General features: G+C 54.1%; 21 protein-coding genes. 7 read left to right on the top strand and 14 right to left on the bottom strand.

Features of this window, described 5'->3' with window-relative positions; translation table 11 throughout:
* The first annotated feature begins 68 nt into the window (after positions 1-68).
* On the top strand, positions 69-3,143 hold the full coding sequence (locus DFO56_RS16325) for a beta-galactosidase (RefSeq protein WP_045509190.1): 3,075 nt from the start codon (positions 69-71) through the stop codon (positions 3,141-3,143).
* 60 nt (positions 3,144-3,203) lie between these two features.
* Positions 3,204-3,557, top strand: coding sequence for a DUF1428 domain-containing protein (locus tag DFO56_RS16330; protein WP_020456793.1), 354 nt, complete (start codon positions 3,204-3,206; stop codon positions 3,555-3,557).
* A gap of 8 nt (positions 3,558-3,565) precedes the next feature.
* Here DFO56_RS16330 and DFO56_RS16335 read toward each other — a convergent pair whose 3' ends face one another.
* Together DFO56_RS16335 and DFO56_RS16340 are read right to left on the bottom strand one after the other, a co-directional pair.
* On the bottom strand, positions 3,566-4,111 hold the full coding sequence (locus DFO56_RS16335) for a flavin reductase family protein (protein ID WP_082071770.1): 546 nt from the start codon (positions 4,109-4,111) through the stop codon (positions 3,566-3,568).
* A 43-nt stretch (positions 4,112-4,154) separates the two neighbouring features.
* Complete coding sequence (locus tag DFO56_RS16340) at positions 4,155-5,714, bottom strand: EAL domain-containing protein (protein WP_045509186.1); 1,560 nt, start codon at positions 5,712-5,714, stop codon at positions 4,155-4,157.
* A gap of 99 nt (positions 5,715-5,813) precedes the next feature.
* On the opposite strand from DFO56_RS16340, the gene DFO56_RS16345 reads away from it, so the two are divergent.
* A complete protein-coding gene (locus tag DFO56_RS16345) occupies positions 5,814-6,530 on the top strand; it encodes a GntR family transcriptional regulator (protein WP_045509184.1) in 717 nt (238 codons plus the stop codon).
* A 2-nt stretch (positions 6,531-6,532) separates the two neighbouring features.
* Here DFO56_RS16345 and DFO56_RS16350 read toward each other — a convergent pair whose 3' ends face one another.
* A complete protein-coding gene (locus tag DFO56_RS16350; RefSeq protein WP_045509182.1) occupies positions 6,533-7,732 on the bottom strand; it encodes an enolase C-terminal domain-like protein in 1,200 nt (399 codons plus the stop codon).
* 276 nt (positions 7,733-8,008) lie between these two features.
* On the opposite strand from DFO56_RS16350, the gene DFO56_RS16355 reads away from it, so the two are divergent.
* The gene (locus DFO56_RS16355; protein ID WP_045509180.1) at positions 8,009-9,379 is read left to right on the top strand and encodes a PTS transporter subunit EIIC; all 1,371 of its coding nucleotides are present in this window, start codon (positions 8,009-8,011) and stop codon (positions 9,377-9,379) included.
* A 2-nt stretch (positions 9,380-9,381) separates the two neighbouring features.
* Here DFO56_RS16355 and DFO56_RS16360 read toward each other — a convergent pair whose 3' ends face one another.
* From DFO56_RS16360 to DFO56_RS16375, 4 genes are read right to left on the bottom strand one after another with little or no spacing between them, the layout of a single operon-like run.
* Entirely contained in the window at positions 9,382-10,041 is a 660-nt protein-coding gene (locus DFO56_RS16360; protein ID WP_161796281.1) for a methionine ABC transporter permease, read from the bottom strand.
* A complete protein-coding gene (locus DFO56_RS16365) occupies positions 10,038-10,829 on the bottom strand; it encodes a methionine ABC transporter ATP-binding protein (RefSeq protein WP_082071769.1) in 792 nt (263 codons plus the stop codon). The genes DFO56_RS16360 and DFO56_RS16365 overlap by 4 nt, the downstream gene beginning before the upstream one ends.
* Positions 10,826-11,632: a MetQ/NlpA family ABC transporter substrate-binding protein gene (locus tag DFO56_RS16370; RefSeq protein WP_045509176.1), complete on the bottom strand. Its 807-nt coding sequence runs from the start codon at positions 11,630-11,632 to the stop codon at positions 10,826-10,828. Before DFO56_RS16370 ends, DFO56_RS16365 begins: the two co-directional genes overlap by 4 nt.
* A gap of 22 nt (positions 11,633-11,654) precedes the next feature.
* Positions 11,655-12,683, bottom strand: coding sequence for an isopenicillin N synthase family oxygenase (locus DFO56_RS16375; RefSeq protein ID WP_045509174.1), 1,029 nt, complete (start codon positions 12,681-12,683; stop codon positions 11,655-11,657).
* 261 nt (positions 12,684-12,944) lie between these two features.
* Between DFO56_RS16375 and DFO56_RS16380 the strand changes: the two genes are divergently transcribed.
* Together DFO56_RS16380 and ykgO are read left to right on the top strand one after the other, a co-directional pair.
* Positions 12,945-13,205 (top strand): type B 50S ribosomal protein L31, encoded by a 261-nt coding sequence (locus DFO56_RS16380; RefSeq protein ID WP_017459984.1) that lies wholly within the window; start codon positions 12,945-12,947, stop codon positions 13,203-13,205.
* 3 nt (positions 13,206-13,208) lie between these two features.
* A complete protein-coding gene (gene ykgO / locus DFO56_RS16385; RefSeq protein ID WP_045509428.1) occupies positions 13,209-13,349 on the top strand; it encodes a type B 50S ribosomal protein L36 in 141 nt (46 codons plus the stop codon).
* On the opposite strand, the gene DFO56_RS16390 is transcribed toward ykgO, so the two are convergent.
* Positions 13,346-14,047, bottom strand: coding sequence for a GNAT family N-acetyltransferase (locus DFO56_RS16390; protein WP_045509172.1), 702 nt, complete (start codon positions 14,045-14,047; stop codon positions 13,346-13,348). The genes ykgO and DFO56_RS16390 overlap by 4 nt on opposite strands.
* Positions 14,048-14,147: 100 nt before the next feature.
* On the opposite strand from DFO56_RS16390, the gene DFO56_RS16395 reads away from it, so the two are divergent.
* Positions 14,148-15,596, top strand: a complete 1,449-nt coding sequence (locus DFO56_RS16395) for a PLP-dependent aminotransferase family protein (protein ID WP_045509170.1) — start codon at positions 14,148-14,150, stop codon at positions 15,594-15,596.
* Here the strand turns inward: DFO56_RS16395 and DFO56_RS16400 are convergent.
* The 6 genes from DFO56_RS16400 to acrA form a co-directional block, all read right to left on the bottom strand.
* The gene (locus tag DFO56_RS16400) at positions 15,562-16,041 is read right to left on the bottom strand and encodes a YlaC family protein (RefSeq protein WP_045509168.1); all 480 of its coding nucleotides are present in this window, start codon (positions 16,039-16,041) and stop codon (positions 15,562-15,564) included. The genes DFO56_RS16395 and DFO56_RS16400 overlap by 35 nt on opposite strands.
* Before the next feature lie 100 nt (positions 16,042-16,141).
* Positions 16,142-16,708 (bottom strand): maltose O-acetyltransferase, encoded by a 567-nt coding sequence (maa, locus tag DFO56_RS16405; RefSeq protein WP_045509166.1) that lies wholly within the window; start codon positions 16,706-16,708, stop codon positions 16,142-16,144.
* A gap of 76 nt (positions 16,709-16,784) precedes the next feature.
* On the bottom strand, positions 16,785-17,003 hold the full coding sequence (locus DFO56_RS16410; protein ID WP_017459990.1) for an HHA domain-containing protein: 219 nt from the start codon (positions 17,001-17,003) through the stop codon (positions 16,785-16,787).
* Positions 17,004-17,026: 23 nt separating this feature from the next.
* Positions 17,027-17,401 carry an Hha toxicity modulator TomB gene (gene tomB / locus DFO56_RS16415; RefSeq protein ID WP_045509164.1) on the bottom strand — a complete coding sequence of 125 codons (375 nt, stop codon included), beginning with the start codon at positions 17,399-17,401 and terminating at the stop codon, positions 17,027-17,029.
* Between the two features lie 528 nt (positions 17,402-17,929).
* Positions 17,930-21,079 carry a multidrug efflux RND transporter permease subunit AcrB gene (gene acrB, locus DFO56_RS16420; RefSeq protein ID WP_020456808.1) on the bottom strand — a complete coding sequence of 1,050 codons (3,150 nt, stop codon included), beginning with the start codon at positions 21,077-21,079 and terminating at the stop codon, positions 17,930-17,932.
* 22 nt (positions 21,080-21,101) lie between these two features.
* Positions 21,102-22,295 carry a multidrug efflux RND transporter periplasmic adaptor subunit AcrA gene (gene acrA, locus DFO56_RS16425; RefSeq protein WP_045509162.1) on the bottom strand — a complete coding sequence of 398 codons (1,194 nt, stop codon included), beginning with the start codon at positions 22,293-22,295 and terminating at the stop codon, positions 21,102-21,104.
* Positions 22,296-22,348: the final 53 nt, after the last annotated feature.

The following is a 22,348-nucleotide window of genomic DNA, read 5'->3' on the forward strand; positions in this document are numbered from 1 at the left end:
GCTTTACCTGTGGTGAAAAATGCGTCATTGTGCCGTTAATTGTGAGCGCTTCGCAAAATGAGGTTTTTATGTCTGCTTCCGCGTTAAATTCGCTTCTCTCCCGCCGCGACTGGGAGAACCCGGTCCTCACGCACTGGCACCGTTTACCCGCGCATGCGCCGATGCGCAGCTGGCGCGATGAAGTCTCTGCGCGTTATAACGCGCCATCACCCGCACGCCGATTACTCAACGGTCAATGGCAATTCAGTTTTTTCGCTGCGCCAGAAGCGGTGCCGGCAGGGTGGATCGAGGAAGATTGCGCTGATGCGGTGGCAATGCCAGTCCCTTCAAACTGGCAAATGCAGGGTTTCGATACGCCGATTTATACCAATGTCACTTACCCGATCCCGGTAAATCCTCCGTTTGTACCACAACAAAATCCGACCGGTTGTTACTCGCTCACATTCGAAGTGAGCGAATCAGAACTGGCGCACGGGCAAACCCGTATTGTTTTTGACGGGGTGAACTCGGCTTTTTATCTGTGGTGTAACGGGCAATGGATCGGCTACTCACAGGACAGCCGCCTCCCTGCTGAGTTTGATTTAAGTCAGGCACTGAAGGTCGGAGAGAACCGGCTGGCGGTGATGGTGCTGCGCTGGTGCGATGGCAGTTACCTAGAAGATCAGGATATGTGGCGGATGAGCGGCATTTTCCGTGACGTTTCTCTTCAGCGTAAGCCCGTCACGCACATTGCCGACTTTCACCACGTTACGCAGTTAAATGCGGAACTGACTCACGGGCAGTTGCAGGTTTATGCCCGGCTTGCAGGCGATTTTACCGATTGCCGCGTCGCTTTTGCGTTATGGCGAGGGGAAGAAAAAATCGCCGAAGCGCAACAAACGCCGGGTAGCGCAGTGGTTGATGAGCGCGGATGCTGGGCGGAGCGCCTGAGCGTCACGTTGCCGGTGGCTTCTCCATTGTTGTGGAGCGCTGAAACGCCGCACCTTTATCGCCTGACGCTAACACTGTTCGACGCACGGGGAAATGTACTGGAAGTGGAAGCCTGTAATGTCGGGTTCCGCCAGGTTGAAATCAGCAACGGCTTGCTGAAACTTAATGGAAAACCGTTGCTGATCCGTGGCGTTAACCACCACGAGCACCACCCGGAAAACGGGCAGGCGATAGATGAAGCCACCATGCGTCGCGACATTGAGCTAATGAAACAGCATAACTTTAATGCGGTGCGCTGCTCTCACTATCCCAATCATCCGTTGTGGTATCAGCTGTGCGATGAGTACGGTTTATATGTGGTGGATGAAGCCAATATCGAAACCCACGGTATGGTGCCGATGAGCCGTCTCGCTGACGATCCGCTCTGGCTTCCGGCGATGAGCGAACGCGTAACCCGCATGGTGCAACGCGATCGTAACCATCCATCGATCATCATCTGGTCGCTGGGAAATGAGTCGGGGCATGGCGCCAACCACGATGCACTCTATCGCTGGCTGAAAACCACCGATCCGACGCGCCCGGTGCAGTATGAAGGTGGCGGGGCGAACACCGCCGCAACCGATATTGTTTGCCCAATGTATGCGCGCGTTGACCAGGATCAGCCATTTCCGGCAGTGCCGAAGTGGTCAATCAAAAAGTGGATCGGTTTGCCGGATGAAAACCGCCCGCTGATTTTATGTGAATACGCCCACGCGATGGGCAACAGCTTCGGCGGCTTTGCCAAATACTGGCAGGCCTTTCGCGCCGCGCCGCGCTTGCAGGGCGGTTTTGTCTGGGACTGGGTCGACCAGGCGCTAACGAAAAAGGACGAGAACGGAAAACCGTTCTGGGCGTATGGCGGTGACTTTGGCGATACGCCAAATGACCGACAGTTCTGTATGAATGGGCTGGTTTTCCCGGACAGAACACCGCATCCGGCGCTGTATGAAGCGCAGCGCGCCCAGCAATTTTTCCAGTTCAGCCTGCTGAGTACCCAGCCGCTGGTTATTGAGGTGGAGAGCGAATACCTGTTCCGCGCTGCCGATAACGAGTCCCTGCGCTGGCGCGTGGAGCGTGATGGCGAGGTTCTGGCACAGGGAGAAACGGCACTCGATATCGCGCCGCAAGGAAAACAGAAAATTGCGCTCACGCTCCCTGAACTGCATGCGGCCCCGGGAGATGTATGGCTGAATGTCGAGGTTTACCAGCGGGCGGCAACGCGCTGGTCGGCGGCGGAACACCTTTGCGCGTGGGATCAGTGGCGTTTACCTGCCCCGCTGTATAGCGCGCCGCGCGTGGCAAGAGGTGCGCGTCCGGCGTTGCAGACGAGCGAGCTGGATTACACAGTCAGCGCTGGTCATCAGCGCTGGCAGTTCAGTCGCCAAAGCGGCAACCTGGTGCAGTGGTGGCGCGATGAGCAACCGACGCTGTTAACGCCGCTCACGGACTGCTTTGCCCGCGCGCCGCTGGACAACGATATCGGCATCAGCGAAGCGACGCGCATTGATCCCAATGCCTGGGTAGAGCGCTGGAAAGCGGCTGGCATGTATGACCTGCACGCGCAGTTGCTCTATTGCGAGGCGGAAGAGGGGGCAGCAGACGTTGTTATTCATACGGGACATTGCTGGGTGGGCGCGGGAAAAACGGTGTTTATCAGCCATAAGCGCTGGCGCATTGATAGCCACGGTGTATTGCACGGTGACGTGGAGGTACAGGTGGCAACCGATATTCCGCCACCGGCGCGTGTCGGCCTGGTTTGCCAGCTCGCAGAACTCCATTCGCAGGCAAGCTGGTTAGGGTTAGGGCCGCATGAAAACTACCCCGACCGTAAACTGGCGGCGCGCCAGGGTTTGTGGACATTGCCGCTTGCTGCGCTGCATACGCCCTATATTTTCCCCGGCGAAAATGGCCTGCGTTGCGATACGCGCATGTTGCGCTATGGCGCGCATCGACTGGACGGCGATTTCCACTTCTCGCTGGGGCGCTACAGCGATAAGCAACTGCGCGAAACCACACATCATCATCTGCTGCGTGAAGAGGCTGGTTGCTGGCTGCATGTTGATGCGTTCCATATGGGAGTCGGCGGCGATGACTCCTGGAGCCCAAGCGTGTCGGCAGAGTTTATTCTCAACACGGACAAGGTGCGTTACGCCTTTTGCTGGCGGCAAGACTAAACTTATCGGGCCTGATGCGGCGGGGGTGTCCTGCCGCACGGCCACTTCGGAGATCAACTCATGAAGTATGTTGATGGTTTTGTGGTTGCCGTGCCGGCCGATCAAAAAGAGGCCTACCGCCAGTTGGCAGCAAAATCTGTCGCGTTGTTTAAAGCGTATGGCGCCACGCGGATTGTCGAATGCTGGGCGGACGATGTTCCCGACGGTAATTTCACCGACTTTCGCATGGCCGTGAAAGCTGAAGACAACGAAGAGGTCGTCTTCAGCTGGATTGAATATCCATCAAAAGAGATACGCGACGCCGCGAATCAGAAAATCATGGCTGACCCGCGAATGCGCGAGTTGGGCAACGAGATGCCCTTTGACGGCAAGCGTTTGATTTACGGGGGCTTCGTTCCCATTCTTGACGAATAAGTGGCCGCTCAGGAAACTTTGGTAAACAGCGCCTTGCGCTCCAGCACGTCGCCATCTGTACGGAATACGCCCCCACCGACATAATGCAGGGTTTGCGGCCACTCCGGCTGGGGGTTAACCCGTGCGGCAACCACTTCCAAAATAAAGAAGTTGTAGTTATCCACCATCGCGTCATCGTAAAGCCGACACTCGAACTGCCCGAAACACTCTTTTATCGACGGCGCACTGACCTTGTCGCTCTTTTCTGCTGTCAGGCCAAATTTCGCGAACTTGTCGACGTCATCGCCGGTGCAGTTACCGATGCGTGAAACGGTATCAATCATGCTGGCTTCCGGCAGATTAATCACACATTCACCGCTCTGGCGAATGCGCGCAAAACTGGCGTTTCCCGCTGAAATCATGCAGCCCACCAGCGACGGCGTAAACTCCAGAATCGTGTGCCAGCCCAGGGTCATAATATTGTTTTGCCCTTGCCAGTGGCTGCTGAGCAGTACCACCGGGCCGGGTTCCAGCCAGTGCCGGACATCATGCAGCGGCCAGGATTGCTTTTTCATCATGCTTCCTCCGCGTGTTAAACCACTTTTAACAGTAGCAAAACTAGGCGGCGCGCAGGTTGTTTTCCGCCCACTGAATAAACGCGTCAGGCGGCAGCGCTTTGCTGTAGAGCCAGCCCTGGCCGTACTCCACGCCATACTTCTTTAGCCACTGAAGCTGGCCTTCGGTTTCAATGCCTTCCGCCACCATCGCCAGCCTGAGCGCTTTCGCCATATCGATGATGTGCGGCGTTACGGCTTTGTACTCCAGCGCATCGACAAACGATTTGTCGATTTTGATGATGTCGACATCCAGATTTTGCAGATAGCTCAGGCTGCAATAGCCGGTGCCAAAGTCATCAATGTAAATTGCGTGTCCGGCGGCGCGCAGCGCACTGATTGCCGGGCCGCTCACCGCCGGATCGGCGAAACCGCGTTCGGTGAGTTCAAGGGCGATTTGTGTTGGCGAGAGCTGCCACTGGGCGATGAGACGCGCCAGCAGATCCGGCAGGGTAGGATCAAGCAGATCCGCCGGCTCAAGGTTAATCGAAATATGTTGATCCGGGTGTTGGTGCAGCCAGGATCCGAGAGTGGAAAATACGGTTTCGACCACCAGTTTGGTCAACTGCGGCATCAGACCGCTGTGCACCGCCAGCGGAATAAAAATATCTGGCGCAAGGTAACTGCCATCTTTCTGCCGCCAGCGTGCCAGCGCCTCCGCGCCGACTATCTTGCCGTTATCGAGCTCAACAATCGGTTGAAAAAAAACGGTAATTTCGCGTCCGTGAATGGCGTCCTGCAACTGCGCGCGCGGTGAATGCAAACGGCGCAGCAGCCTTAACATGACAAAAGCGAGCAGCAGGCTTACCAGCAAGCCGAGTGGCAACCAAATCATCAGTAACCGATGCCAGTTTTTTTCCAGCGGCGCAATCGCCATCCAGGTAACAATTGCCAGCCCCATGTCCGCATCGCGCTCGATCCGGTAGACCTCGCCATTGGTAATGATGCGCGTTGGACCCTGCTGGTTTATTTGTGCCAGCCTGGCCGCAGTCAGCCGGGGGCTTCCGGCAATGCGCTGGTGCGTTTTGGTATTGATAAGCGCGATATAAACGGGGGCGGTGCCATGCGACAAAATATCAATAAACGACGTCGGATCGACCATCACCACATAGTGCGCACTGCCGATCGCGACCATATATTTTGCCAGACCCAGATCGTTGTGGCGAGTCAGCCAGGCGCGAAAGCCATCGGTGGTGATCTTCCCGGGCTCGGGAAAAGGCGGAATATGGCTGTCGGCTTGTAGTGATGAGCAGATCGGTTGCAGCCCGTTCATATAAAGAACTTCGCGCACATAGCGCCATGAATAAGAAATACGCCGCATCGTCAACAAATGTTCTGGCGTACAGGGCGCGCCATCGTAGGCATCCAGCTCACGAAGCGCGGCTTTACTCTGGTTGATGACGCGTTGGGTACGCATTTCTGCCAGCGTAGAGTACGCGTCCAGATCATTCATAAAGTTTTCTTCAGCCTGGCGGTGACTCATCCAGATACTCAGGCTCACCGGCAGGAAAATGGCGAGCACCAGAGCAACTGTCGCAAGACTCATCAGTCGTCGGTTGGTCATGATCAAAAATCCTTCTTTGATACTGATAAACGAGGAGTATCTTTTAGCCGCTGATGTTATAACACGCGGCAGCGATTGTTTTCTTTCAGGAAAGAAAGGATGAAAAAAAAAGAGTTTGTGACCCAGGATTTGCTAAGCAAAATTTATCAAATCAGCGCGCCTGGCCCGCGCAAACTCCCGCCTGAACGCCAACTGGCTCAGGAGTATGGCGTCTCGCGCTTTACTATCCGACAGGCGCTGGAAAAACTCGCGAGTATTGGTGTGGTGAATATTGTGCAGGGTTCCGGCATCTGGATTAACGAGCAGGCGCGCAGCAATCCGCTGGTTTACAACTCCATCACCGAAAAGCGTTTTGATCAGATTCGTTTTCGCATGATTAGCCTGCATAAAAAGCGCCCGGACCGCGATGAACAGCAAATCTTTGGCCTGAACGAAGAGAGCTTTATCTGGCAGTTTTGCCGCCTGCGGTTTGTCGACGAACAAGCGGTACAGATTGAGATTTCCCGCATGCCGGTGGAAGGGTTTGCCGATCTCAACCAGCAGGTCATTGAACGTTCGATCCAGCAGTATGTGCTGGGCAAAGGCTACCGGATCTCACATCTCCTGACCACCTACCGGGCGGTGAGCGTGAGCCGCGAACAGGCGGTGCTGTTGGGCTGTAAAAAGGGCAGCCCGGCAATGCATATTAGTAATCGCGGTATCCTGGAAGGCGGGCAGGTGTATGAGATCAGCGACATTATTGATATCAACTACACCTGTACGTATGTCATTCCGCATAACCGCGAAAACCTCACCTTCCGCCAGGGTGGTGGCTGACGTTACGGCGTGTGGATGGCGCCATCGGCAAGGCGGCTTTGTGTCCACTCATGCGGGCGATAGATGCCAGGGTGCGCCAGCGCTTGCTGCTCGTCGAAACTGACGCCAATGCCCGGTTTTTCCGGCGCATAGACGAAGCCATCTTTGACTTCCGGCGCGCCAGGAAACACCGCGTCTGTGCTGGCGGAGCGGGGGATATACTCCTGGATCGCCGCATTATGCAGATGAATATTCAAATGCGTATTCACCGCCACACCAATGGGCGTCATATCTCCCGGCCCGTGCCAGGCCAGCCGTACGCCGAATGCCTGGCACAGAATCGCCAGTTTTAATGCCGGTGTGATGCCGCCAATCTGCGAAATGTGGCAGCGGATGAAATCGATGCGGCGATTGACAATCAACTCGTGCCACTCTGCCGGGTTGTTAAACAACTCGCCCATCGCCAGCGGCGCACTGCTGTGCTGGCGCACTTGTTCCAGCCATGCGCTTTGCGCTGGCGGCAGAATATCTTCAATAAAATAAGGCTGATACGGCTCAAGCTGCTTTGCTAACTGCACCGCTTGTTGCGGGAATAAGCGCTCGTGAACATCGTGCAGGATCTGCAAGCGATAACCATATTTTTCCCGCAACGCTTTAAACATCGCCACGGTGTTGGCCATGTACTCCTGCTGATCAAAATAGGCGCCGGTCGTGGGATTTTCCGGCGTATGCAGTTGCGCGGGCGTGCCGCCGTAAAAACCGAGCTGGCAGCGAATGTGGCGATAGCCCTGAGCCGCCAGCTTGTCGACGGCGGTGAATAATTCTTCCAGCGTTTCGCCACTGGCATGGCTGTAGGCGGCGATAGCATCCCGTGATTTCCCGCCGAGCAACTGGTACAGCGGCATGCCCGCCAACTGACCTTTGATATCCCACAGCGCCATATCAACGCCGGAGATGGCGTTGTTCATGATCGGGCCGTTACGCCAGTAGGCGTTAACGTTCATCATTTGCCAGAGATCTTCAATGTGGTTGGCATCACGGCCTATCAGCAAGGGTTTCAGATATTCATCGACCAGCGTTTTCACCGCCAGTGGGCGTTGCTGGAAAGTGGCACAGCCGTGCCCCGAGATGCCTTTATCGGTTGTCATCCGCACTACCACCAGGTTGTGGCGGTCGGGCCGGGTGATAAAACATTCGATATTCTGGATAAGCGTGGGCGTCACGGGAACTCCTTTACAGCGTGAGATAAGCAAGTGAGGGCTATTATCTTCGCCTTAATTTTGGCGAAAGGTAAACTGTTTTGTGGAATAAATTTTTTGGTCAGTTATTGCTTTATTTTTTAATTAAAAACCAAACCAATTTAAGGTTTGTTGCGTTTTTATGGCTTGTTGATTGGTAATTGTGATGCGATTCATATTTTATTGGTTTGTTTTAACATTTGGCTTTCTCTACCATTTGAGGCAATGAGTAAAACGACAACACATCCGGCAGGAGTTTTTATGGGGACGCAAGAAGCCATCGGCAATATTATTCGCCTGGTGGGCGGACGGGATAATATCAACAACGTCTGGCACTGTATGACACGCTTACGTTTTGATCTGATCGACGATGACAAAGTGGATCAGAACGAAATTAAAAAACTGCCGGGCGTGCTGGGCGCACAACTGCAAAGTGACCAGTTCCAGATTGTGATTGGTCCAAAAGTGAATAGCTGGTACGAGCAACTACTGGCCATGCTGGGTAAGGCACCAGAACACGCGGCAGGACAGGGGAAAGCGCGCAAAAGCCTGGTGTCGATGTTTATGGATACGGTATCTGGCGTGTTTGGGCCGATTGTGCCCGCCATTGCTGGTGCCGGGATGATTAAAGGTCTGCTGGCCGGGTTGATTGCGCTAAAAGTGGTATCGGCGAAAAGCGATACGGTGATGGTTATCGATCTTATCGCCAGCGGTGTTTTCTATTTCCTGCCGTTTTTCCTTGCGGTTTCGGCGGCAAAAATATTCAAGACCAATGAATATCTCGCAGCGGCGATTGCCGCTTGCCTGATGTATCCGTCGCTGATTGAGGCGGCAAAAGCGCTGGCAACACATCAGGATGGCGCGGTCAGCGCGTTCTGGTTGCTTAATGCGCTGCCGGTGTCGGTGTTTAACTACTCGGCCAGTGTCATCCCGGTTATCTTCTCGATCCTCGCGTTAAGTTACATTCATCGCTGGGTCGATAGCATCATGCCCGATGTGTTGAAAACCGTTTTTACCCCAACATTGACGCTGTTTCTCGGCGCGCTGGCGGCGCTGGTGGTGATTGGCCCGATTGGTATTTACCTGGGCAAAGCGCTGGCGTGGTTTATTGAAGGGCTGTTTGGCGTGTCGGGGAGTTTTGCCGGGCTGATTGTCGGCGCGATTCGCCCGGTGGCGATCCTCACCGGGATGCATCACGCGATGACACCGATTGCCTTACAGAACTTTAGCGAGCGCGGTTACGACATGCTGATGCCGATGATGTTTATGGCAAACATGGCGATTGCCGGGGCGACGTTTGCTATCTGGCGGTTGAGTAAAAACCGCCAGGACAAAACCGTTACGCTGTCGGCGGCTATCTCCGCGCTGCTGGGGATCACGGAACCGGCGCTGTTTGGCGTACTGACGCGCTACAAAAAAGCCTTTATCGCCGCCACCGTCGCAAGCTCGCTGGCCTCTGCGTTCATCGCCTTCTTCGGCGTGCGGCTGTATGGCTATATTTTGTCGAGCATTTTCAGCCTACCGGCCTATATTGGCCCGTACTTTGTCTTTGCGGTTTCAGGTGTGATCATCGCGCTTGTCCTGTCGTTTGTGCTGACCACCTTGCTCGTGGGTAAAGAGGCGCAAGAGTAACCTTATCGTCGGTGCGCCAGGCGGCGCACCAGCCTGTCGCCCGCCATTTGTACCCCTTGCACCAGCGCCACCAGAATCACCACTGTGCCGACCATGACCTGATCGTTAAACCGCTGATAGCCGTAACGAATCGCCAAATCGCCAAGACCGCCGCCGCCAATTACGCCAGCCATCGACGAGAAACCAATCAGCATAACAATAGTAAGCGTGATACTTGCCAGCAGGGTGGGTAACGCCTCCGGAAGCAGCGCTTTGGCAATCACATGCCACAGATTACCGCCCATCGAAAGAATGGCTTCAATACGCCCGTAATCCACTTCATCGAGCGCGTTTTCCGTTAACCGTGCGAAGAAGGGAAATGCGCCGATGGTCACCGGCACCACGGCCGCCGTGCTGCCAAGCGTGGTGCCAATTAGCGCGCGGGTAAAAGGGATGAGCGCAATCAGCAGCACAATAAAAGGCAGTGAGCGGCTAAAGTTAATCACCGCACCCAGTAAAGCATTCAGTTTTGGCATTGGTGCCAGCCCGTTACCGCGGGAGACAAATAACAGCACGCCGACGGGCAAACCGATCAGTACGGTGAAAAATGCCGCCAGCCCAACCATATAAATCGTCTCCAGTGTGCCGTTAAGCAGCAGCGGCCAGAGATCGTCCCAGCTCATGCGACCACGCATAACGGCCTCCCGTTAAAACCATGGCGGGTTAAAAACGCCTGTTCGGCTTTTGGATCATGCAGTAGCGCCTGGCGCAGTTTTGACCACGGCGCGACCAGCAAATCGGCGATTTTTCCGCTCTCGATAAGCTCGCCGTTTTCCAGCAGCGCGGCGTGATCGCACAGGGTTTTCACCACTTCCAGCTCGTGGGTGATCAGCACTATGGTGAGCTTCAGTTTCTGGTTGATATCTGCCAGCAGCTCAAGCACAGACGCGGTGGTTTGGGGATCTAACGCGCTGGTGGCTTCATCGCACAGCAGCACGTCTGGCCTTGTCGCCAGCGCGCGGGCGATACCGACGCGCTGTTTTTGCCCACCGGAAAGCTGCGAGGGAAAGGCATCGGCTTTTTCACTCAAGCCGACCAGCCAGAGCAGCTCTTCGACGCGCGCCTGGCGCTGCGCTTTTGCGACGCCAGCGATTTCGAGCGGCACGGCAATATTGTCGGCCACTGTGCGCGCATGCAGTAAATTGAAGTGCTGGAAAATCATGCCGGTGCGCAGGCGATGCTCGCGTAATGCCGCTTTGTCTAACTGCGTGATGTCGTTGCCGTTGATAATAATGCGGCCCGCCGTGGGCCGCTCCAGCAAGTTAAGGCAGCGAATCAACGTGCTTTTGCCCGCGCCACTGCGCCCAAGGATGCCGTAGATCGCCCCCTTCGGTACGCTCAGCGAGACCTCTTTCAGCGCCGGTCGGCCTGTTCCGGCATAGGTTTTGCTCAGCCCTTCAATCTCTATCATGACTGCGGTGCGACCGGAATTACCGAGCCGTTATATTGCTTACGGATAAACTCCGCCACCTGCGGCGAGGTGAGATCTTTCGCCAGCTCTTTGATGCGCGGATCGTTAGCCAACTGCGGGTTGGTAACCAGAATATTGGCATACGGGTTGTGGCTCGCGCTCTCCAGGCCGAGCGCATCTTTCGCCGGGGTTAACCCGGCTTCCAGCGCGTAGTTACCGTTTATTACCGCCAGATCGACATCATCCAGCGAGCGTGGGATCTGCGGCGATTCGATCTCAAGGATCTTCAGATGTTTTGGGTTTTCGGCAATATCTTTCGGTGTTGCCAACGTAGTTGCCGGGTCGGTGAACTTACTGTTGAGTTTTATTAATCCCTGCGCTTGCAGCAGAAACAGCGCGCGACTCAGGTTGGTGGCGTTGTTCGGTACGGCTACGGTGGCATTATTGGGCAGCGATTTGAAATCTTTATATTTGTGCGAGTAAATACCCAGAGGTTCGATATGTACCGTCGCGGCAACCGCAAAGGTTTTACCCAGCGCTTTTTCCTGATCCTTCAGGTAAGGAACATGCTGGAAATAGTTCGCATCGACGTCGCCGTTCGCCAGCAGTTCGTTGGCGTTAGCACCACTGGTTAGCTCGACAACTTGCAGATCCAGTTTTGGGTCGATCTTTTTGATGTAGTTGAGAATTTCTGCGTGTGGTACCGGGTCGGCAGCAACGCGCAGAGCGGCAGCCTGGGCGGAAGACCAGGCCAGTGAAAGAGACAGTGCAACCCCTGCCAGAGTGAATGCGGCATGTTTCATGATGTGTGTTCCTGTGTTGTTATTAGACGATCAGTTGTTCTGTGCGTTCGCGCAGCACATCGCGGTAATAGCGTTCCGCCACATCCGGGTGGGAGCGCAGACGCCCTTTCAGGTAGTTCCATCCCACGTCGCGCAGTAGCGGATTTTGTGGGTCGCTCTCTGGCCCGCGCGCTTCCTGTGCCAGCTCAGGTGGCAGTGTGTAAAGCGGGACGACGGCATCCAGTTGCGCGCCGAGGAAGAAGGCGATAGAGAGGCGCTGCTGGCCGGCCGGGGGCGATACCACGCGATGCACGGTGGCGCGCAGATAACCGTTTGTCGCCAGCTCCAGCAACTCGCCAATATTGACCACAAAGCTGCCTGGCAGCGGTAACGCATCGATCCAGCGGCCGGGTTCGATTTCGACCTGCAACCCTTTTTGCTCGTCCTGCAGCAGGAAACTGAGGAAACCCGAATCTTTATGAGCGCCGACGCCCTGTGAGCTCTGCGTGTTTTGCTGGCCGGGATAGCGGATCAGTTTGATGTGTTCGTTGGGCTTGCTGCCATACAACGCATCAAAGGCGTTGGCTGGCAGGTGCAGTGCTTCGGCAAAGGCGCGCAGCAAGGTGATCGCCATGTTGGTCATTGCCTGTTGCCAGTTAAGCAGGGCGGGTTTTAGCGTCGGCTGCGCCGTCGGCCACAAGTTTGGGCCTTGTAACCGTCGCCAGCGCGGGTCATTTTCACTGAGCTGCAAAGCCGGGCGTTCCGCGCCGATATCAAACTGTTCGCGCCAGTCAGGCTGCCCGCGGGTGATTTCTGATGCTGCGCGGTTGTAGCCGCGAAAATGCGGAGAGTGGATCATCGCCACTTGCTGTTTTTGCGCATCAGAAAGCGCGAAAAATTGCCGGGCTTCATGCTGGACAGCCTGCTGTAGCGCGTCATCGACGCCGTGGTTAATAAGATAAAAGAAGCCGATATCGCGCGCGGCATGGCGCAGGTCGGCAAGAAAGGTGTCGCGCTCAGCGCGTTGCGTATAGCGGGCGAGATCGAGAATAGGCAGTGTTGTCGCGGTCATTGTGGTCTCCGGGGACGTTAAAAAGATGTCGGTTCTGGCTCAGGGTTCGGCGGCAACAACAGCGCATTTTCTTTTCCTCACATTTTGGGTGTCGTCACAGCTTGCCTTATGACAAACACTTCAACCAATAACGTTCTTTTCTAATTTATGACCGGGCAGGATCATGTGCTTTTGCAAAAAACGCATAACGCGGAACGCTTGAAATGGGCAAATAAGTTCGATAGACTTTTGTTATGTTATAACAAAACAAAAGAGTGAATAATGAGACCTGATATCCACCCCCATTACCGTACCGTTGTGTTTCACGACACCAGCGCCAATGAGTATTTCAAAGTGGGTTCGACCATTAAAACGGACCGCGAAATTGAACTGGAAGGCGTGACGTATCCGTACGTCACGATTGACGTCTCTTCCGCTTCGCACCCGTATTACACCGGTAAACAGAAAGTGATTGCTAACGAAGGCAGCGCGGCGCGTTTCCAGCAGCGTTATGGTCGCTTTTTTGCCGATAAAAAGGAGTAAATGATGCAGGTGCTGAATTCACTACGTAGCGCGAAGCAACGCTACCCTGACTGCCAAATCGTTAAGCGCAAGGGGCGTTTGTATGTGATTTGCAAATCTAACCCGCGCTTCAAAGCCGTGCAGGGTAAAAAGAAAAGACGCTAAGCGCGAAGCGATGCCAGGGAATAACGCTGCTTGCCGTCAGCCGTGAAATTATCGGCGGCAAGCCAGCGTTGCAGCGCGCTATCCATGGCAGGCCATTCACTATCAATAATTGAAAACCAGTCTGTGTCGCGGTTATGGCCTTTACTCACCAGTGCCTGACGAAAGCGGCCTTCAAACTGAAAACCTAAGCGCAGCGCTGCCTGGCGTGAAGGTTCATTCAGACTGTTGCATTTCCACTCATAGCGGCGATAGCCAAGCGTGTCGAAAACGTAGCGCATCAGTAACCATTGGGCTTCTGTCGATGCCGGGGTACGGCTTAGCAGGGGCGAAAAATGCACGCTGCCCACTTCCACCACGCCGTTTTTTTCATCAATGCGCATCAACGATAAGCTGCCAACCGGCAAACCGGTTGGCTTAGCGATAACGGCAAAATGAAGCGGATCGCGAAGGTCGCATACGCTGGTGACCCACGCGCTAAATGCGGCTTCATCCTGCTCGGGTTCGCGCAACAACCATGTCCAGCTACGGTTGTCGCCTGCACGTTGATGCGCCTGAAACAGCGCGGCGGCGTGTCCTGGTTGCAAGGGTTCGAGACGACAATAATCGCCTTTCAGCACTACGCGCTCGGGGAAAGGTCGCGGCTGCCAGCCCGGCAGCGCTGCACCGATCGGCTGTTGATACACGTTGAATGCGTTCATTTGTGGCTCCTTTTGATATGCCGCCAGCGTAACGTGGTGCTGGTTCCCTAAAAAGAGCCATACCGCTATAGTCTTATGGGGCCACGATTGAGAACGTGAAATGAACATTCCGGACGATGAGTTATATGCGCTACTGCGCCAGCCGCTGGCGGCGCGCGCGGGAGTGACGCGGCAGCGGACGCTTTATCTGGCGCTGCGTGATGCGATACGTAATGGCAGGTTAAAATCGGGTAGCCTGTTGCCGGGTTCGCGCGTACTGGCGCAGGCGTTGGTGCTTTCGCGCAATACCGTTAACACGGCGCTTGAGCAGCTGGCGGTGGAAGGATATGTATTGCGTGACCGGCAAGGAACGCGTGTCGCTACACTGACAAATGTTGAACGTTCACCGCAGACGCCGCCACCGGTCAGGCTGGCGCGCGGCGTACAACAGCTACCCGGCGGTGTTCAGCGTAATTCACCCGCGCTGGCATTCACTCCCGGTATTCCCGCCGCCAACTATTTTCCGCTGGCTATCTGGCGGCGTCTGACGGAGCGAGTATGGCGCGACGAGGGCAACGCGTTGCTGAATTATGGCGCGTCTGCCGGTGAACTGCGTCTGCGCGCTGCGATTGCGCGCCATCTGGCGATTTCCCGCGGTATTCATTGTGACGCCGAACAGATTGTGATCACTGAAGGTGCGCAGGAAGCACTGATGTTGTGTGTGCGTTTGTTGTGCGATGCCGGTGATGAAGCGTGGGTGGAAGAGCCTGGTTATGGCGGTGCAAAAACCGCGTTTTTATCGGCGGGGTTAAATGTCACGGGAATCGGTGTCGATAACGAAGGTATGCGGCTGGATGTGAAGGCAACTACGCCGCGCATTATTTACACCTCGCCGTCGCATCAATATCCCTTAGGCCAGGTGATGAGTGCAACCCGGCGACTGGCGTTGCTGGATTATGCCCGTCGTGCGGGGAGCTGGATTATCGAGGACGATTATGACAGCGAGTTCCGTTATCCGGGCGAGCCTATTCCCGCGATGCTCGGCATGGTGGCTCATCCGCCGGTGGTCTATATCGGGACATTCAGCAAGACGCTGTTTCCATCGCTGCGTATTGGCTTTATGGTCATGCCGCCCGCCCTGGCGCAGGTTGCTGCGCCGGTTATTGGTAGTTTATTACGCGGGGGCCACCGGGCAGAGCAACTAACGCTGGCGCGTTTTATTGAAGAGGGACATTACACGCGCCATCTGGCGGCGATGCGGCGTCTTTACCGCAAGCGGCAGGCACATTTGCTGGAGGCGTTACACAGCGAAATGCGGGTTGATCATCATGTATATGGTGGCGGCGGTGGGCTGCATTTAGCGTTGTCGATTCCGGGGATTGACGATCAGGCTCTTGTTCGCGAAGCGCATCAACTCCAGCTTGCGCCGCATGCGTTAAGCCGTTTCTGGCTTGAGCAAAACGCAGCATCAAGTGGGCTGGTATTGGGTTACGGTAATACCTCCGCCGCGCGGTTTCCGGCGGCGGTAAGTGCGCTTAACCGGCTGATTGTGCGCCAGCAGGGCGGGTAAGAGTGAAAACATCGTAAAAAGAGAGTTCGCCTTTACGCTCAACCATTTTCCGTAGCTGCGCTTTGTGTTCCTCATCCACACTCGGCGAGTGAAGAATGGCCTCAATCAAACCATCAGGTACAAAGCGGGTGTTGTACCACTCGCCGTTGTAACAGACGCGAAAATCGAGAACATCGATATCGTCGTAGTTGTAGCGCGGATATACATCGAAAAAGAAAAAGCCGTTTAGCACGATGAACAGCACAACCAGCAACCATACCGAACCGGAGAGGGTTTCGGACTGCAGCATCACGGCGAGCGTAGCCAGCCAGGCCAGATACATGCCGATAAACAAGCCAGGATGTTTGCGGATAAAACTGATGCTAAAGCGCGGCCGGTTATCCCGTTTCTCGCGCTGATTTATCTCTTCAATCGTTTCGGTGAGCAGCCGCTGTATCTCTGTCATCTTACGCCTTTGTTGATACTGTTTTGCAGGTGGACAGCCTATTTTAAGTTGCCACCATGTATGAAAAAAGTAACAGTTTCAGCACAAAAAACGATAACAGTTACAGCGCGGCGGGGGGCAGTGTTTTGATGATCTGCGCCGGGTTACCGCCGACGATCACATTGGGTGGTACATCTTTGACCACAACCGCACCGGAAGCAATCACGGCGTTATCCCCGATTGTGACGCCAGGATTAATCACCGCTCGCCCGCCAATCCAGACGTTATGGCCAATGGTGACGGGCTTTCCATATTCAATGCCGCTTATGCGTTCAGCGGCATCAACCGGATGCGTTGCCGTGTAAATATGCACGCCAGGTGCCAGCATGCAATTGTCGCCGATGTGAATAGGGCAGACATCGAGCATCACGCAATCAAAATTAGCGTAAAACGACTTACCGAGGAAAATATTGTACCCATAGTCACAGCGGAAACTGGGTTCAATGTAAGCATCTTCACTTTTACCAAGCAGATCTTTGAGAATGGCTTTGCGTTCAGCTTTTTCCTCAGGGCCTGAATGGTTATAGCGATGAAGCAACTGCCGGGCGCGCAGACGGTCGGCACGCAAGGTTTCATCAGACGGGCGGTAGGGTAGGCCGGCTGTCATTTTTTGTTTTTCATCATTCATTGGGAGCGGATACACCTGTCACCAAGGTTGAACGCCATGTTGCGGTAGAAAAATCTTCGATAAACATTCAGGATAATTAGCGCACAAACTTCCACACGGAGGAGGGGATTTTGTCATAAAGCTTATTCATGGTCAGTTCTGCCAGACGATGATCCGCTGCTGAATAAAACACCGCGAGTTCCTCGTCGGGGAGTTCATATTTATTTTTTTCAATTACACGTTCAAGGGTATCAATTGTCTGACAGCGTCTTAAACGCATCAAATAATCAATTTTTGTTAATGGTTTTTCGGACATACCTTCACCTTAGTGTTGAAAAATTAACAAGAGTGGCTAACAGGATTAGCCTTGCTTACATTGACGAAACTGCGGAACAGTTTGTTACCTGTTTTACGCCATTTCTGTAAGTCGTGTGTATTTATGCCATAGCTACTGAACAACATAAACGTATCGTCGAGGTATTCGTCTATCTGTTCAATCAGCTTATTATCTTCATTGTACTTAATTTTATAATTAAGTGCGAAAGTGGCTATGTGTTCTATCAGCTCGTTTAACTGCAAATTGATTGCTGAAGTAGGATCGTTAACCCACCCATGATGGCTCTCTTCAAGATTAACGAGGCAATCATGGTACAACGTTTCGCAGAGAAATTTGAGCTGCGCAATATCATGCCTTTTCGGCGAGTATTCGTCCATAACGCATCCCCTTCTGAGTGGTAATTTTTTTACTAACCAAACGCTGTTTCAGGATGGGAAACTTCTGCTCTGACCAGAGACACAGGCTGCTTTATGATGTTGATATAACTATAAGCTAGTCTGAATAGGATTTCATGGTGCCATCATGAAAAATTACAAATAATATGTTTTTCTGCCCAAAATGGACGAAATAGCAATCGACTCAATGGAGATAAAATGTCGCGGATATGCGTTTTATTGTTCGCGCATCCTTACGATTCATTAAGTTAGCGCAATTGAGATTATTCCTCAAATGGGAATATTTTTATACCAGGATTTTTCTGACTTAATCTGATTGTACCAGCTAATTAAGAGTATTACCTGGCGATCAAAGTTTTATCCCAAATACACAGTAATTATATGCCTTATATTTGCAGCATAAAATAAACAAACAGACAATAAATGCTTTTAATGGCTGTTTATGGACGAATGCGTTGATGTGAAAAAGGCCGCTAAGCGCGGCCTTTTCTAATATAGAGACTGAGAAACTTACTGCTGCTCAACCTTGTGGCTATGTTCGATATCTTCGCTGCGGCGGCTAAAGCGGCGGCGGACCACCACAAAGAACACCGGAACGAAGAAGATAGCCAGTACGGTTGCGGTGATCATGCCGCCCATTACGCCGGTACCTACGGCGTTCTGCGCACCAGAACCTGCACCGGAGCTGATAACCAACGGCAGTACCCCGAGGATAAACGCCAGAGACGTCATCAGAATCGGGCGCAAACGCATACGTACTGCTTCGAGCGTCGCTTCTATCAGCCCTTTACCCTCTTTATCCATCAGATCCTTGGCGAATTCGACGATAAGTATCGCGTTCTTCGCCGACAAGCCAATGGTTGTCAGCAGGCCTACCTGGAAGTACACGTCATTGGTCAGGCCACGGAAAGTCGCCGCCAGCAATGCGCCAACTACCCCCAGTGGCACCACCAGCATGACCGAGAACGGAATCGACCAGCTCTCATACAATGCCGCCAGACAGAGGAAGACCACAATCAGCGAAATGGCGTACAGCGCTGGCGCCTGGTTACCGGAGAGACGTTCCTGGTAGGACATCCCCGTCCAGTCATAGCCGATGCCGGTAGGCAACTTGCTGGCCAGTTCTTCCATCATTGCCATTGCTTCACCGGTACTTTTACCGGGAGCCGCCTGGCCAAGAAGTTCCATTGACGGTAAACCGTTGTAACGTTCCAGACGCGGTGAACCATATTCCCAGTGCGTGGTGGAGAAGGCCGAGAACGGCACCATTTGACCATCGGTTGCACGGACGTACCAGTTACCGATGTCGCTTGGCAACATGCGGTATTTCGCCTGCGACATCACGTACACTTTCTTCACGCGACCACGGTCGATGAAGTCGTTAACGTAGCTCCCACCCCATGCTGCTCCCAGCGTGGTGTTGATATCGCTAATTGAGACGCCCAGCGCCTGCGCTTTTTCCTGATCGATATCGATCTTGAATTGCGGTGTATCTTCAAGTCCGTTAGGACGCACACCGACCAGCAGATCCGGATGCTGCGCGATTTCACCAAACAACTGGTTACGCGCCTGCGTTAACTTCTCATGACCGAGGTTGGCCTGATCGATTAACTGGAAGTCAAAGCCGGTAGCCGTACCCAGCTCGACAATCGCTGGCAGGTTAAAGGCGAAGACCATCGCATCTTTAATTGATGCAAAGTGCGCACTGGCACGGCCCGCAATGGCCGGAACCTTGTTCGCTTCACCTGGGCGTTCATCCCAGTTTTTCAGCGAAACGAATGCCAGACCGGTGTTCTGACCGCGACCGGAGAAGCCGAAACCGTTAACGGTAAAGACGGAGTTAACGTTGTCTTTCTCGTTTTCCAGATAATACTTCGTCACTTCATCCAGCACTTTCTGCGTGCGTTCTTGAGTCGCACCAGCAGGTAACTGAGCCATGGTCAAAAATACACCCTGGTCTTCATCCGGCAGGAACGAACTTGGCAGACGAACAAACAGCACCGCCATGCCCGCAACGATAATGATATAGAGCAGCAAATAACGACCGGTGCTGCGCAGGATGTTGCCCACGCTGTCGGTGTAGTGGTGCGTGCTCTTCTCGAACATGCGGTTGAACCAGCCGAAGAAGCCTTTTTTGCCTTCGCCGTGATCGCCTTTTGCGACCGGTTTCAGCATCGTGGCGCACAGCGCAGGCGTCAGGATCAACGCCACCAGTACAGAGAGCACCATCGCAGAAACGATAGTGATCGAGAACTGGCGATAGATAGCGCCGGTAGAACCACCAAAGAAGGCCATCGGGATAAATACGGCTGACAGAACCAGCGCAATACCGACCAGCGCGCCCTGAATCTGCTCCATCGAGCGGCGTGTCGCCTCTTTCGGCGGCAAGCCCTCTTCCATCATCACACGCTCGACGTTTTCCACCACCACGATGGCGTCGTCCACGAGCAGACCTATCGCCAGCACCATACCAAACATGGTGAGGGTATTTATCGAGTAGCCAAACGCGGCGAGTATGGCGAAAGTACCGAGCAGCACCACCGGCACCGCGATGGTTGGGATAAGCGTTGCGCGGAAGTTCTGCAGGAACAAATACATCACCAGGAACACCAGCACGATCGCTTCAACCAGCGTTTTCACCACTTCGTTAATTGAGATCTTAACGAACGGGGTGGTGTCGTACGGGTAAACCACTTTCAGACCGTGCGGGAAGAACGGTTCCAGTTTGGCAATAGTCGCGCGTACTGCCTCGGCGGTATCCAGTGCGTTCGCGCCGGTTGCCAGTTTAATCCCCAGACCCGCTGCCGGTTGACCGTTGTAGCGGGCGATAACGTCGTAGCTTTCGCCGCCCAGTTCGATCTTCGCGACATCACGCAGACGAACCTGCGAGCCATCGCTGTTCACTTTCAGCAGGATTTTGCCAAACTCTTCGGTCGAGGTCAGACGGGTCTGCGCGATGATGGAGGCGTTCAACTGCTGCCCTTTCACCGGCGGTGTACCGCCTAACTGACCAGCCGCTACCTGGGCGTTCTGCGCTTTAATAGCCGTAATCACGTCAACCGGCGTCAGCTGGAAATTATTGAGTTTGTTCGGATCCATCCAGATACGCATTGCATACTGCGCACCGAACAGCTGAACATCACCCACGCCCGCTGTACGGCTGACCGGATCTTTAATGGTCGCGCCCACATAGTCGGCGATATCTTCCTGCGTCATTGAGCCATCGGTGCTGATCATACCGAGAACCATCAGGAAGCTACTGGATGATTTCTCAACGCTAACGCCTTGCTGTTGTACTTCCTGCGGTAACAACGGCATCGCCAGCTGCAGTTTGTTCTGCACCTGAACCTGCGCGATATCCGCATCAGTACCGGAATCGAAGGTGATAGTGATCTGCACCGTACCAGAGGAATCACTGGCAGAGGACATATACAGCAGGTTATCGATACCGTTCATATTCTGTTCGATAACCTGCGTTACGGTATCCTGCACCGTTTTCGCATCAGCACCTGGGTAGGAAGCCGTGATCTGAATTGCCGGTGGCGCGATCGTCGGATACTGCGCTACCGGCAATTTGAGGATCGAAAGCGCCCCCGCCAGCATGATGATAATCGCGATAACCCACGCAAATATGGGGCGATCGATAAAAAACTTAGCCATGTCTTAACGGCTCCTGTTTAAGTTAAGACTTCGGTTTTTCTGACTGGCCGCCGGCCTGGGCTTGCTCTTTATTGTCAGAAGTCACTTCCTGCGCTTTCACCTGCGCGCCCGGTTTGACTTTTTGTAAGCCCGTGATGATCACGCGATCGCCGGTTTTCAGGCCATCCGTTACGAGCCATTTGTCGCCAATGGCCTGGGTCGCAGTGATATTACGGATTTCAACTTTGTCACCTTCGCCCACAACCATCACCGTTGCATCGCCCCGCGGTGTACGGGCAACGCCTTGCTGCGGAACCAGCATCGCGTTCGGGTTTACACCCTCTTCAAGCCTGGCGCGCACAAACATGCCCGGCAGCAGAGTGTGGTCAGGGTTCGGGAACACCGCACGCAGCGTGATAGAACCGGTGGTCTGGTCAACGGTCACACCGGAGAACTCCAGCGTACCAGTCTGCGAATACTGAATGCCGTCATTGGTGACCAGTTGCACTTTCGCTTTGCCGTTTTCCTGTTTCAGAGAACCATTGGCCATCTCCTGTTTCAGGCGCAGGAAGTCGTTGCTCGACTGGGTTACATCAACGTAGATCGGGTCAAGCTGCTGCACGGTAGTCAGCGCAGTCGTTTGCCCACTCTGCACTAACGCGCCTTCCGTTACGGTCGAGGTACCGGTGCGGCCACTAATTGGCGAGGTCACTTTGGTGTAAGCCAGATTGATACGCGCGCTTTCAACCGCTGCTTTTGCGGCGACAACCGACGCATTAGCCTGCTGTGCATCCGCCTGCGCGGTGTCGTAATCCTGTTGGCTGATGTACTTGGTGCCGAGCAGCTTTTTATAACGATTCACGGTCATCTGCGCGATATTCGCCGCAGCTTGCGCCTTAGCAAGGTCGCCTTTCGCGCTGTCGTAAGCAGCCTGATAAGTTGCCGGATCAATCTGATAGAGCGAGACACCAGCTTCAACGTCACTGCCTTCCGTGAAGTTGCGTTTTAAGATAATGCCGCTAACCTGCGGGCGGACTTCTGCGATGCGGTACGCACTGGTTCGGCCCGGCAGTTCTGTGGTGATTTGCAGAGGTTCAGTTTTGACCGTTACGACGCCAACTTCTGGCATCTGGCCTGCTCCCTGCTGCGCAGGTTTTTCGTCACATCCTGTAAGCGCTAAGCTGCCCGAAAGCATCAGAACGACCGCCAGAGGCGTTAACCCTCTGTTTTTGTTCATAAGTAAACCTCGAGTGTCCGATTTCAAATTGATCAATGGATCAATGGCCCAAA

The sequence above is a fragment of the Kosakonia sp. AG348 genome (assembly GCF_003337365.1).
Lineage (GTDB): Bacteria > Pseudomonadota > Gammaproteobacteria > Enterobacterales > Enterobacteriaceae > Kosakonia.

Bases quoted from the DNA above. Each gene is read 5' to 3' on its own strand.
- DFO56_RS16325 (WP_045509190.1), top strand. From the start codon at position 69: ATGTCTGCTTCCGCGTTAAATTCGCTTCTCTCCCGCCGCGACTGGGAG.
- DFO56_RS16330 (WP_020456793.1), top strand. From the start codon at position 3,204: ATGAAGTATGTTGATGGTTTTGTGGTTGCCGTGCCGGCCGATCAAAAA.
- DFO56_RS16335 (WP_082071770.1), bottom strand. From the start codon at position 4,111: ATGAAAAAGCAATCCTGGCCGCTGCATGATGTCCGGCACTGGCTGGAA.
- DFO56_RS16340 (WP_045509186.1), bottom strand. From the start codon at position 5,714: ATGACCAACCGACGACTGATGAGTCTTGCGACAGTTGCTCTGGTGCTC.
- DFO56_RS16345 (WP_045509184.1), top strand. From the start codon at position 5,814: ATGAAAAAAAAAGAGTTTGTGACCCAGGATTTGCTAAGCAAAATTTAT.
- DFO56_RS16355 (WP_045509180.1), top strand. From the start codon at position 8,009: ATGGGGACGCAAGAAGCCATCGGCAATATTATTCGCCTGGTGGGCGGA.
- DFO56_RS16360 (WP_161796281.1), bottom strand. From the start codon at position 10,041: ATGAGCTGGGACGATCTCTGGCCGCTGCTGCTTAACGGCACACTGGAG.
- DFO56_RS16365 (WP_082071769.1), bottom strand. From the start codon at position 10,829: ATGATAGAGATTGAAGGGCTGAGCAAAACCTATGCCGGAACAGGCCGA.
- DFO56_RS16370 (WP_045509176.1), bottom strand. From the start codon at position 11,632: ATGAAACATGCCGCATTCACTCTGGCAGGGGTTGCACTGTCTCTTTCA.
- DFO56_RS16375 (WP_045509174.1), bottom strand. From the start codon at position 12,683: ATGACCGCGACAACACTGCCTATTCTCGATCTCGCCCGCTATACGCAA.
- DFO56_RS16380 (WP_017459984.1), top strand. From the start codon at position 12,945: ATGAGACCTGATATCCACCCCCATTACCGTACCGTTGTGTTTCACGAC.
- ykgO (WP_045509428.1), top strand. From the start codon at position 13,209: ATGCAGGTGCTGAATTCACTACGTAGCGCGAAGCAACGCTACCCTGAC.
- DFO56_RS16390 (WP_045509172.1), bottom strand. From the start codon at position 14,047: ATGAACGCATTCAACGTGTATCAACAGCCGATCGGTGCAGCGCTGCCG.
- DFO56_RS16395 (WP_045509170.1), top strand. From the start codon at position 14,148: ATGAACATTCCGGACGATGAGTTATATGCGCTACTGCGCCAGCCGCTG.
- DFO56_RS16400 (WP_045509168.1), bottom strand. From the start codon at position 16,041: ATGACAGAGATACAGCGGCTGCTCACCGAAACGATTGAAGAGATAAAT.
- maa (WP_045509166.1), bottom strand. From the start codon at position 16,708: ATGAATGATGAAAAACAAAAAATGACAGCCGGCCTACCCTACCGCCCG.
- DFO56_RS16410 (WP_017459990.1), bottom strand. From the start codon at position 17,003: ATGTCCGAAAAACCATTAACAAAAATTGATTATTTGATGCGTTTAAGA.
- tomB (WP_045509164.1), bottom strand. From the start codon at position 17,401: ATGGACGAATACTCGCCGAAAAGGCATGATATTGCGCAGCTCAAATTT.
- acrB (WP_020456808.1), bottom strand. From the start codon at position 21,079: ATGGCTAAGTTTTTTATCGATCGCCCCATATTTGCGTGGGTTATCGCG.
- acrA (WP_045509162.1), bottom strand. From the start codon at position 22,295: ATGAACAAAAACAGAGGGTTAACGCCTCTGGCGGTCGTTCTGATGCTT.